Below are 11431 nucleotides of genomic sequence, written 5' to 3' on the forward strand. Positions count from 1 at the left end.
AAATTTTACTGATTTCTGGGGAAAATGCAATCAGCATCTTGATACTGAGCATTAAACACGATTTATCTGCCAGGGAATCCTGGGGGCATCATCCCTTTCATGCCTCGCATCATCTTCGCCATACCGCCTTTCTTCATTTTCTTCATCATGCGCTGCATGTCGTCGAATTGTTTCAGAAGGCGGTTAACGTCCTGCACCTGCATGCCGCAACCGGCTGCGATACGGCGTTTACGGGAACCTTTGATGATGTCCGGGTTAGCGCGTTCTTTAAGGGTCATGGAGTTGATGATCGCCTCCATACGCACCAGCACCTTGTCATCCATCTGCGCTTTCACGTTGTCAGGGATCTGCCCCATGCCCGGCAGTTTGCCCATCAGGCTGGCCATGCCGCCCATGTTTTTCATCTGGCGCAGCTGCTCAAGGAAGTCGGTGAGATCGAAACCGTCGCCTTTTTTCAGCTTGCTGGCCAGCTTCTCGGCCTGCGCGCGGTCAACCTTGCTCTCGATATCTTCAATCAGCGACAGCACGTCGCCCATGCCGAGGATACGGGAGGCAATACGATCCGGGTGGAACGGCTCCAGCGCTTCAGTTTTTTCGCCCACGCCGAGGAATTTAATCGGCTTACCGGTGATATGACGAATCGAGAGCGCCGCACCGCCGCGGGCGTCACCGTCCACTTTGGTCAGCACCACGCCGGTTAACGGCAGCGCTTCGTTAAACGCTTTCGCGGTATTCGCCGCATCCTGACCGGTCATGGCGTCGACAACAAACAGGGTCTCTACCGGGTTGATAGAGGCATGCACCTGCTTGATCTCGTCCATCATCGCGTCGTCAACGTGCAGACGACCAGCGGTATCCACCAGCAGCACGTCGTAGAATTTCAGCTTCGCCTCTTTCAGCGCCGCGTTAACGATGTCGACGGGCTTCTGCGCCACGTCTGACGGGAAGAAATCCACGCCAACCTGCTCGGCCAGGGTTTCCAGCTGTTTGATCGCCGCCGGACGATAGACGTCCGCAGAGACCACCAGCACTTTCTTCTTGTGTTTTTCACGCAGGAATTTACCCAGCTTACCGACGCTGGTCGTTTTACCCGCACCCTGCAGGCCCGCCATCAGCACCACGGCCGGAGGCTGAGCGGCCAGGTTAAGCACCTGGTTCTCTTCACCCATCGCCGAAACCAGTTCATTACGAACGATTTTGACGAACTCCTGACCCGGGGTCAGGCTCTTGTTAACTTCATGACCAACCGCATTCTCTTTTACGCGGTTGATAAATTCACGAACCACTGGCAACGCGACGTCTGCTTCCAGCAGCGCCATGCGCACTTCGCGCAGCGTTTCCTTGATGTTCTCTTCAGTAAGGCGTCCGCGGCCGCTGATGTTGCGCAGCGTGCGCGACAAACGATCGGTTAAATTATCAAACATTGTCTCTCGCCTGAGTAGAAACGTTGGGCCGCCATGAGCGACACATACACAGAATTTTGCCGGAGTATAACATGAAGGCGCCTTTGTTGTTATGCAACGGTTGGAGCAGGCGTCACGTAACGTTATACTGCTTCTCTTTCTTATTAAGACAACTGTCGATGCCTATATGCCTGTTTTCGCACTGATCGCCCTTGTTGCCTACTCTGTCAGCCTCGCGCTGATTATTCCCGGACTGCTGCAAAAAAACAGCGGCTGGCGGCGCATGGCTATTCTCTCGGCGGTGATCGCACTGATTAGCCACGCCTTTGCGCTGGAATCACGCATTATCCCCGGCGACGGCAGCGTGCAAAACCTGAGCGTCCTCAACGTCGGCTCGCTGGTTAGCCTGATGATATGTACGGTAATGACCATCGTTGCGTCTAAAAATCGCGGCTGGCTGCTGCTGCCGATTGTCTACACCTTTGCGCTGATCAATCTGGCCCTCGCCACCTTTATGCCTAATGAATTTATTACGCACCTGGAGGCCACCCCGGGGATGCTGGTGCATATCGGCCTGTCACTCTTTGCCTACGCGACGCTTATCATCGCCGCGCTTTACGCCATGCAGCTCGCCTGGATTGACTACCAGCTGAAAAACAAAAAGCTGGCGTTTAACCATGAGATGCCGCCGCTGATGGTCATTGAGCGTAAGATGTTCCACATCACCCAGGTGGGCGTGGTGCTGCTGACGCTGACGCTCTGCACAGGTCTGTTTTACATGAAGAACCTGTTCAGCGTGGAGAATATCGATAAAGCGGTGCTCTCCATCATCGCGTGGTTTGTCTATATTGTCCTGTTATGGGGCCATTATCATGAAGGCTGGCGCGGTCGTCGCGTGGTCTGGTTCAACGTCGCGGGTGCGGGCATTCTCACCCTTGCCTATTTTGGCAGCCGCTTCATACAGCAATTTGCTGGCTAAGTAACAAAAGGAGTTCCCCCTGGAACACATCTCTACCACCACGCTGATCGTTATTCTGATCGTCATGGTGGTCATCTCCGCCTATTTCTCCGGCTCGGAAACCGGCATGATGACCTTAAACCGCTACCGGTTACGGCATCGTGCTAAACAGGGTAACCGTGCCGCTCGTCGCGTTGAAAAACTGCTCCGCAAGCCGGATCGCCTGATAAGCCTGGTGCTCATCGGCAACAACCTCGTCAACATTCTGGCCTCCGCCCTCGGCACCATCGTCGGGATGCGCCTTTACGGCAACGCCGGGGTCGCAATTGCCACCGGCGTGCTGACGTTCGTGGTGCTGGTGTTTGCCGAAGTGCTGCCCAAAACCATTGCCGCGCTTTACCCTGAGAAAGTCGCCTATCCGAGCAGCTTCCTGCTGGCGCCGCTGCTGATCCTGATGATGCCGCTGGTCTGGCTGCTGAACATGGTGACGCGCGTACTGATGCGCATGGTGGGGATCAAAGCCGATGTCACCATCAGCAGCGCGCTCAGCAAAGAGGAGCTGCGCACTATAGTGAATGAATCCCGCTCGCAGATCTCCCGCCGCAATCAGGACATGCTCCTGTCGGTGCTGGATCTGGAAAAAGTAAGCGTGAACGACATCATGGTGCCGCGTAACGAAATTGTCGGTATTGACATCAACGACGACTGGAAAGCCATTGTCCGCCAGCTGACGCACTCCCCGCACGGGCGCATTGTGCTGTACCGCGACTCGCTTGATGACGCCATCAGCATGCTGCGTGTGCGCGAAGCCTACCGTCTGATGACCGAGAAAAAAGAGTTCACCAAAGAGGTGATGCTGCGCGCCGCCGACGAGATTTACTACGTGCCGGAAGGAACCCCGCTCAGCACGCAGCTGGTGAAATTCCAGCGCAACAAGAAGAAGGTCGGCCTGGTGGTCAATGAGTACGGCGATATTCAGGGGCTGGTGACGGTCGAAGATATTCTGGAAGAGATTGTCGGGGACTTTACCACGTCGATGTCGCCTTCCCTCGCGGAAGAGGTCACCCCGCAAAACGACGGCTCGGTGCTGATTGACGGTAGCGCGAACATTCGCGAACTCAATAAAGCCTTTAACTGGCATTTACCGGAAGATGAGGCTCGCACGATTAACGGGATGATTCTGGAAGCGCTGGAAGAGATCCCGGCAGCGGGCACGCGGGTGCGCATTGAGCAGTACGATATTGATATCCTGGACGTGCAGGACAACATGATTAAGCAGGTGAAAGTCCTGCCCGTAAAACCCCTACGCGAAAGCATCGCTGAGTAAGGCTGCAGGCCGGGTGAGGCGAACGCCGCCACCCGGCACTAAGAATGGCAAATTACGCTTTCGCTTTCGCCACGGTCACCATCGCCGCGCGAATGGTACGGCCGTTCAGGGTGTAACCTTTCTGCATCACACCCAGCACTTTACCGGCTTCGACCTCTTCTGACTCCACCATTGCAATCGCCTGGTGAACGTTTGGATCCAGCGGTACGTCGGTATCGGCAATCACTTCCACGCCAAACTTACGCACCACGTCGAGCATGGATTTCAGCGTCAGTTCGATACCTTCAATCATTGCCGCGTTGTCCGGATTCGCTTTGTCAGCCACTTCCAGCGCGCGATCGAGGCTATCGATTACCGGCAGCAGTTCGTTGACAAATTTCTCCAGCGCAAATTTATGCGCCTTCTCAACGTCCTGCTCGGTACGGCGACGCAGGTTTTCCATTTCCGCCTTGATGCGCAGAACACCATCGCGTTCACGATTCTGTGCTTCTACCAGCTGGGCTTCCAGATTCGCAATTTTTTCATCGCGCGGGTCCACCTGCTCAGCAGATGCGTCTGGCTCTACAGCCTCAACTTCATCGTGCTGTTCCATGATAATTTCTTCAGGGGCTTGCCCCTCAGGCGTTTTCTGTTCTTTACTACTCATGAATTTCTCCGCGTTTTTCTGCATTCATCTCGCTAACTTCGCTTATTATGGGGATCAGTTTCCGGGATTCAAGGGAACAAGACAGATTGTCATCATACATCAGGCACAAGGACCTCCAGAAAATGAATAATCATTTCAGGTGTATTGGGATCGTCGGGCATCCGCGTCACCCTACCGCACTAACGACACATGAAATGTTGTATCGCTGGTTGTGTAGCAAAGGCTATGAAGTGATGGTCGAGCAGCAGATTGCGCAGGAGCTGCACTTGAAGAGCGTCAAAACCGGCACGCTGGCGGAAATAGGCCAACAGGCCGATCTCGCCGTGGTGGTGGGCGGCGACGGGAACATGCTCGGCGCGGCCCGTACGCTGGCGCGTTATGACATTAAGGTGATCGGCATCAACCGTGGAAATCTCGGCTTTTTAACCGACCTCGACCCGGACAATGCGCAACAGCAGCTGGCCGACGTGCTGGAAGGCCACTATATCAGTGAAAAACGCTTTTTGCTGGAAGCGCAGGTGTGTCAACAGGACTGCCAGAAGCGCATCAGCACCGCGATTAACGAGGTGGTTCTTCACCCCGGTAAAGTGGCGCACATGATCGAGTTCGAAGTTTATATCGACGAGATTTTTGCCTTCTCACAGCGTTCTGATGGGCTGATTATTTCCACCCCGACCGGCTCAACCGCCTATTCGCTTTCTGCCGGCGGCCCGATCCTGACTCCCTCGCTGGATGCCATAACCCTGGTGCCGATGTTCCCGCACACGCTCTCCGCCCGCCCGCTGGTTATCAACGGTGACAGCACGATACGTCTGCGCTTCTCGCACCGCCGTAATGACCTGGAGATCAGCTGCGACAGCCAAATAGCGCTGCCGATCCAGGAAGGTGAAGATGTTCTCATTCGTCGGTGTGATTACCATCTGAATTTGATTCACCCTAAAGATTACAGCTATTTCAATACATTAAGCTCGAAGCTTGGCTGGTCAAAAAAATTATTCTGATTTTGCATCCAGTACTTTACTGTATAAAAAACCAGTTTATACTGTATGAAAACACAGTTATGGTTTTTTCATACAGGAAAACAATTATGCTGGCACAACTGACCATCAGCAACTTTGCCATTGTTCGTGAGCTTGAGATCGATTTCCACAGCGGCATGACGGCGATCACCGGGGAAACCGGTGCAGGTAAATCTATTGCCATTGATGCCCTCGGCTTGTGCCTTGGCGGTCGAGCAGAGGGCGATATGGTGCGCATGGGCGCAAACCGTGCCGACCTGTGCGCCCGCTTCTCCCTGAAAGATACCCCTGCAGCTCAGCGCTGGCTGGAACAAAACCAGCTTGAAGATGGACCTGAGTGTTTACTTCGCCGCGTGATCAGCAGCGACGGGCGTTCACGTGGCTTTATCAACGGCACGGCGGTTCCGCTCTCCCAGCTTCGCGAACTCGGCCAGCTGCTTATCCAGATCCACGGTCAGCACGCGCATCAGCAACTTGTCAAACCAGAACAGCAGAAAGCGCTGCTCGATGGCTATGCGGGTGAGTACGCGCTTACTCAGCTTATGGCGGAGCACTATCGCCAGTGGCATCAGAGCTGCCGAGAGCTTGCCCAGCATCAGCAGCAAAGCCAGGAGCGCGCCGCACGTGCGGAGCTGCTGGCCTACCAGCTTAAAGAGCTAAACGAATTCAACCCACAACCGGGTGAGTTTGAGCAAATCGACGAAGAGTACAAACGTCTGGCGAACAGCGGGCATCTGCTCTCAACCAGCCAGAATGCGCTCAACCTGCTGGCGGATGGTGAAGACGTCAACCTGCAGAGCCAGCTGTATAACGTCCGCCAGCTGATTACCGAACTGGTCGGCATGGACAGCAAGCTTTCTGGCGTTCTGGATATGCTGGAAGAAGCGGCGATTCAGATCTCCGAAGCCAGTGACGAACTGCGCCATTACTGTGAACGTCTGGATCTCGACCCGAACCGTCTGTTTGAGCTGGAGCAGCGCATTTCCCGTCAGATCTCGCTGGCGCGCAAGCACCACGTCACGCCGGAAGAACTGCCGGGCTACTATCAGTCTCTGCTGGAAGAACAGCAGCAGCTTGACGATCAGGCTGACTCGCAGGAAACCCTCTCTCTCGCGGTGAGCCTGCACCATGAACAGGCTCTGGCGACAGCACAAAAGCTGCATGAAATCCGTCAGCATTACGCCCAGGAGCTAAGCCAGCACATCACCGACAGCATGCATACGCTGGCGATGCCGCACGGCGTATTCACCATTGATGTCCGCTTTGAAGAAAACCACCTGACGGCGGAAGGTGCAGATCGCATTGAGTTCCGCGTCACCACCAACCCGGGGCAACCGCTGCAGGCTATCTCCAAAGTGGCCTCCGGTGGTGAACTGTCGCGTATTGCACTGGCGATTCAGGTGATTACCGCGCGTAAAATGGAAACCCCGGCGCTGATTTTCGATGAAGTGGATGTCGGCATCAGCGGCCCAACGGCAGCGGTGGTGGGTAAACTGCTGCGACAGTTAGGCGAATCAACGCAGGTGATGTGCGTCACCCACCTGCCGCAGGTCGCGGGCTGTGGTCATCATCACTTTATCGTCAGCAAAGAAACCGACGGTGAAATGACAGAAACGCATATGAAGCCGCTGGATAAACGTGCGCGCCTGCAGGAGTTGGCACGCCTCCTCGGCGGCAGTGAAGTCACCCGTAATACACTCGCGAACGCGAAAGAACTGCTGGCGGCATAAACTTTTTCGAGATCTCAGGGTCATACAGAACAACAAAAACGCCGCCAGACCGGTTTCAAAGTGGGGCAAGGTCTATTATCATCGGCATATTACATATGAGCCGCGTTCTGCTCGGGCCCGAAAAGGAATCAAATCACTATGCGTTGTAAAATGCTGACCGCTGCCGCAGCGGTTCTTCTGATGTTGACCGCAGGCTGTTCCACTCTGGAGAAAGTGGTTTACCGTCCTGATATCAACCAGGGGAACTACCTTACCCCTAACGATGTGTCAAAAATCCGCGTGGGGATGACACAACAGCAGGTCGCTTATGCACTGGGAACCCCGATGATGTCCGATCCGTTCGGCACTAACACCTGGTTCTATGTATTCCGTCAGAAGCCGGGCCACGAAGATGCGACCCAGCAGACCCTGACGCTGACCTTCAGCAGCGCCGGTGTGTTGACCAACATCGACAACAAGCCTGCCCTGACCAAATAATCAGAAGTCAGAAAAACAAAAAGGTGCTCATTGAGCACCTTTTTGTTTTTCTTTTATCCCCTCGCCCCTTTTGGGAGAGGTACAGGGTGAGGGGGAAACACGCTACTTAGCCGATTTCTCCGCACGCTGACGTCGCAGCTCTTTCGGGTCGGCAATCAGCGGACGATAAATCTCCACTCTGTCGCCCTCTTTCAGCACATCACCCAGCTTCACCGGACGGCTGTAAATTCCGACCTTATTCTTCGCCAGGTCGATATCGCTGCGAAGCTCGAGTATGCCGGACGCACGTATAGCCGCCTCAACGGTTGCACCCTCTTCCAGCGTCACGCGCTGCAGATACTGCTTCTCCGGCAACGCATACACCACTTCTACAGCAATCTTATGCGACACTGTAAACCTCTTTAGCGCGGGTGGTGAACGCCTGAACCATATTTGAGGCCAGCTCTTTAAAGATGCGGCCAAACGCCAGCTCAATCAGCTTATTGGTAAACTCAAAATCCAGCTGGAACTCAATGCGGCAGGCGTCAGCGCTAAGCGGCGTAAATTTCCACCCCCCCATCAGGGTTTTAAACGGACCATCCACCAGATGCATCAAAATACTCTGATTGCTCGTCAGCGTATTGCGGGTGGTGAACGTTTTGCTGATCCCCGCTTTGGAGACATCCACCGCCGCGGTCATCTGCGTCGGGCCAGACTCCAGAACGCGGCTCCCGGTGCATCCCGGAATGAACTCTGGGTAAGACTGAACATCGTTCACTAACTGATACATTTGTTCCGCGCTGTAAGGCACAAGCGCAGTACGGCTAATCTGAGGCATAGCTTTTCCCATGGTCACACAACGGACAAATAATAACATTTATCACCTGTTAAAAAAACGCTAAGCCTCATCTCGTGCTAAGATAGCGCGTTAGACCTCACAGGACGCAATGAGGTGACTTTTTGAAATCAGATTACCGACGGCTTTACGACACTTATGACGAAGAAAAAAGCACATAAACCAGGCTCGGCGACCATTGCGCTCAACAAGCGTGCTCGCCACGAGTATTTCATTGAAGAAGAATTCGAAGCTGGCCTTGCGTTGCAGGGCTGGGAAGTAAAATCGCTGCGCGCCGGGAAAGCCAACATCGGTGATAGCTACGTGATCCTGAAAGATGGCGAAGCATTCCTGTTTGGCGCGAACTTTACGCCACTGACCGTCGCCTCCTCACACTACGTGTGTGACCCAACGCGTACCCGTAAATTGCTGCTGAACAAGCGTGAGCTGGAATCCCTCTACGGACGCATCAACCGCGAAGGTTTCACCGTGGTCGCCCTATCGCTGTACTGGAAAAACGCCTGGTGCAAAGTTAAAGTTGGCGTCGCGAAAGGTAAAAAACAGCACGACAAACGTACTGACCTGAAAGAGCGCGAGTGGCAGTTGGACAAAGCGCGCATTATGAAAAACGCAGGACGTTGATTCTGCACACTTATTGTACTATTCAATAAGTTAGCGTTCCGGGCTGGTATCCAGGAAGTTAAATCTGGTATACTCAGTTCAACACTATTGGGGCTGATTCTGGATTCGACGGGATTTGCGAAACCCAAGGTGCATGCCGAGGGGCGGTTTGCCTCGTTAAAAGCCGCAAAAAAATAGTCGCAAACGACGAAAACTACGCTTTAGCAGCTTAATAACCTGCTCTGAGCCCTCTCTCCCTAGCTTCCGCTCTTAAGACGGGGATCAAAGAGAGGTCAAACCCAAAAGAGATCGCGTGGAAGCCCTGCCTGGGGTTGAAGCGTTAAAACTAATCAGGCTAGTTCGTTAGTGGCGTGTCTGTCCGCAGCTGGCGTGCGAATGTAAAGACAAACTAAGCATGTAGTACCGAGGATGTAGAAATTTCGGACGCGGGTTCAACTCCCGCCAGCTCCACCACTTTTGATAGGACTGCAACCGGACAGCGGCAATAAAAACAGCCACTTACGGACACTGACCAGACAGCAGGCAGACCGAGAAAAGACAAAAATATGCACGTGAAATGCACGTGCACTTTAAAAGAACCCCAGATCTCACGGTCTGGGGTATTTCTATTTGTAAATAAGGGTAACAAAACCCCTCCCCCTTTCGCGTCCCGCTCGCCTTGACACTGTTTATTTTTACAGTAAAAATACTGTATACAACCACAGCGGTTTTCCGGAGGCTTTTATGTTCGTTGAACTGGTTTATGACAAACGCAATGTAGAGGGGCTCGAAGGAGCCAGAGAAATTATTCTGGCCGAGCTGACGAAGCGGGTGCACCAGATTTTCCCTGATGCCGAAGTGAAGGTGAAGCCGATGCAGGCAAACGGCCTGAATAGCGATGCCAGCAAAAGCGATCGGGAAAAACTGAACCGCATGCTGGAAGATATGTTTGAAGAGGCCGATATGTGGCTGGTATCTGAGTTCCCGACAGTTCGCCAGGTTGGGCTGTAAAAATTGTGCCGGCTGCCAGCTACATTATCACCGGCGGCCTGCATCAGGTCTAACAGCTTTCAACCAAAACTACCTGAAATCTGTTCCTTGTTCTTGTTACTCGACAGTCATTTTGCCATTATCGCGACAGCGATTCTTTCAAAAATGTAGAAACTTGATAAAGTAAACATTCAAAATCGTTTTCTTACTCTAATAGCTTAAATTAACCATTGTTCCGAAGGGTTGAACTAAAAATATCTAAACAACAATAAGGAAATTTATCAATGCACCTCTATAAATTTTTACCAACCGTTTATATGGAAAGCTTTTTCGAAACCGGATGTCTTCTATTGGGAACAGTTCATGATTTTAAAGATGTTGTTCGTCATGTCGGTTCCAGGGGGGATGATAAAGAAGGGCAGCATAGTATAAGGCGAGTCATAGACGAACCAGTGATTATTACTGAGGGTAGCAATGAGCCAATTGCATCTGAAATGTTTATTGTTAAATCAGGCGGTCGAATAATAATAAATACAGGCACGAAATTAACCCTTTTTAGACGCGCCCCTGATTCATTCTTATTTTGCACAAGTAATAAGTATACAGAGGAACTTTTCTTTAGATGGAATGAAGAAGACAGCAATAAGGACTCTTGCTATGTCATACATGATCCATTAGCCTTTACATCTGCTGTAAGCAGAGTAATAAATAAATATGCACAACTAATTTATGACGGACCAGTTGCCTACACTGATGATCCCATACCGTATGATTCTCTTACATCAAAACTTGACCCACGCATAACTAAAAGCAAAACAGATTTCTCTTGGCACCATGAGCATCGAACAATGTGGGATCCTGTTTTAGCCCCAAATGTAAAACTTTCGCCGTGGTTAATTCATGCACCGGAAGCAAGAAAATTTTGTTGCCGTTATTCATCCTTACATGATGGGGAGATAACTTATTATTAAGTTATATGAATGGCGAAACTGTTAATTTCGCCATTCATAAGCTATTTTGTTATGGTTTATCAGGCCATTTGATATCAGGAGCGGTAGAAGTATCAACCGCTTCCAGTTCATCCAGATAATCAAGCCACGCGTTATACTGTTCCTTCTCTGAATCTTTCAGTCGCCCCATTGCAGCCTTCCCGGGCCACTGCTTACTGTTCATATAGTCGTTAGCCTGGTCAATCCTCTTTTGTTTTTCAGCATTGGCAGAGGCAACAAGTTCTTCATGCGTTGGCGGAGGAATATCAGCCCACGACGGCACTCCGTCTTTTGCCACCCTAACCTTACCCTCAGGCGGCGTTGCTGAGTATTCAAGATAAACAGAATCATCAACCTCTACGCCATCCTCAGGCCAGGAGTTTGCAGCGCGATAGGCATCCTCCAGAGACACAGGGTAAAACGCGTTTTTCTTTGCACTATAAAAGTAATTTCCCAT

Annotated in this window: 13 protein-coding genes and 1 other RNA gene; 9 read left to right on the forward strand and 5 right to left on the reverse strand. The window is 52.2% G+C overall.

Going from position 1 to position 11431, the window contains the following annotated elements; genetic code table 11:
• Positions 1 to 62: 62 nt before the first annotated feature.
• Positions 63 to 1424: a signal recognition particle protein gene (gene ffh / locus KGP24_RS17345; protein ID WP_223561259.1), complete on the reverse strand. Its 1362-nt coding sequence runs from the start codon at positions 1422 to 1424 to the stop codon at positions 63 to 65.
• A gap of 166 nt (positions 1425 to 1590) precedes the next feature.
• Between ffh and KGP24_RS17350 the strand changes: the two genes are divergently transcribed.
• Entirely contained in the window at positions 1591 to 2382 is a 792-nt protein-coding gene (locus KGP24_RS17350) for an inner membrane protein YpjD (protein WP_032623031.1), read from the forward strand.
• A 19-nt stretch (positions 2383 to 2401) separates the two neighbouring features.
• A complete protein-coding gene (locus tag KGP24_RS17355) occupies positions 2402 to 3688 on the forward strand; it encodes an HlyC/CorC family transporter (RefSeq protein ID WP_039263458.1) in 1287 nt (428 codons plus the stop codon).
• Positions 3689 to 3740: 52 nt separating this feature from the next.
• Here the strand turns inward: KGP24_RS17355 and grpE are convergent, their stop codons facing one another.
• Entirely contained in the window at positions 3741 to 4334 is a 594-nt protein-coding gene (gene grpE / locus KGP24_RS17360; protein ID WP_223561260.1) for a nucleotide exchange factor GrpE, read from the reverse strand.
• Positions 4335 to 4456: 122 nt separating this feature from the next.
• On the opposite strand from grpE, the gene nadK reads away from it, so the two are divergent.
• The 3 genes from nadK to bamE all read left to right on the forward strand — a co-directional run bounded on the left by nadK (position 4457) and on the right by bamE (position 7560).
• Positions 4457 to 5335, forward strand: coding sequence for an NAD(+) kinase (gene nadK / locus KGP24_RS17365; protein ID WP_223561261.1), 879 nt, complete (start codon positions 4457 to 4459; stop codon positions 5333 to 5335).
• 86 nt (positions 5336 to 5421) lie between these two features.
• Positions 5422 to 7083 (forward strand): DNA repair protein RecN, encoded by a 1662-nt coding sequence (recN, locus tag KGP24_RS17370; RefSeq protein ID WP_223561262.1) that lies wholly within the window; start codon positions 5422 to 5424, stop codon positions 7081 to 7083.
• A 138-nt stretch (positions 7084 to 7221) separates the two neighbouring features.
• The gene (gene bamE / locus KGP24_RS17375; protein ID WP_008502502.1) at positions 7222 to 7560 is read left to right on the forward strand and encodes an outer membrane protein assembly factor BamE; all 339 of its coding nucleotides are present in this window, start codon (positions 7222 to 7224) and stop codon (positions 7558 to 7560) included.
• A gap of 102 nt (positions 7561 to 7662) precedes the next feature.
• Here the strand turns inward: bamE and KGP24_RS17380 are convergent, their stop codons facing one another.
• Complete coding sequence (locus tag KGP24_RS17380) at positions 7663 to 7950, reverse strand: RnfH family protein (protein ID WP_023333124.1); 288 nt, start codon at positions 7948 to 7950, stop codon at positions 7663 to 7665.
• Positions 7940 to 8377 (reverse strand): type II toxin-antitoxin system RatA family toxin, encoded by a 438-nt coding sequence (locus KGP24_RS17385; protein WP_024908332.1) that lies wholly within the window; start codon positions 8375 to 8377, stop codon positions 7940 to 7942. Before KGP24_RS17385 ends, KGP24_RS17380 begins: the two co-directional genes overlap by 11 nt.
• 156 nt (positions 8378 to 8533) lie before the next feature.
• Between KGP24_RS17385 and smpB the strand changes: the two genes are divergently transcribed.
• From smpB to KGP24_RS17405, 4 genes are all read left to right on the forward strand, one after another.
• Positions 8534 to 9016, forward strand: a complete 483-nt coding sequence (smpB, locus tag KGP24_RS17390; RefSeq protein WP_008502505.1) for an SsrA-binding protein SmpB — start codon at positions 8534 to 8536, stop codon at positions 9014 to 9016.
• 89 nt (positions 9017 to 9105) lie between these two features.
• Positions 9106 to 9469: a transfer-messenger RNA gene (ssrA, locus tag KGP24_RS17395) on the forward strand.
• A 270-nt stretch (positions 9470 to 9739) separates the two neighbouring features.
• Complete coding sequence (locus KGP24_RS17400; RefSeq protein WP_223561263.1) at positions 9740 to 10006, forward strand: DinI family protein; 267 nt, start codon at positions 9740 to 9742, stop codon at positions 10004 to 10006.
• Between the two features lie 263 nt (positions 10007 to 10269).
• On the forward strand, positions 10270 to 10956 hold the full coding sequence (locus tag KGP24_RS17405) for a hypothetical protein (protein WP_223561264.1): 687 nt from the start codon (positions 10270 to 10272) through the stop codon (positions 10954 to 10956).
• A gap of 49 nt (positions 10957 to 11005) precedes the next feature.
• On the opposite strand, the gene KGP24_RS17410 is transcribed toward KGP24_RS17405, so the two are convergent.
• A complete protein-coding gene (locus KGP24_RS17410; protein WP_223561265.1) occupies positions 11006 to 11431 on the reverse strand; it encodes a tail fiber assembly protein in 426 nt (141 codons plus the stop codon).

The sequence above is a fragment of the Enterobacter sp. JBIWA008 genome, assembly GCF_019968765.1.
In the GTDB taxonomy this organism is placed as follows: domain Bacteria; phylum Pseudomonadota; class Gammaproteobacteria; order Enterobacterales; family Enterobacteriaceae; genus Enterobacter.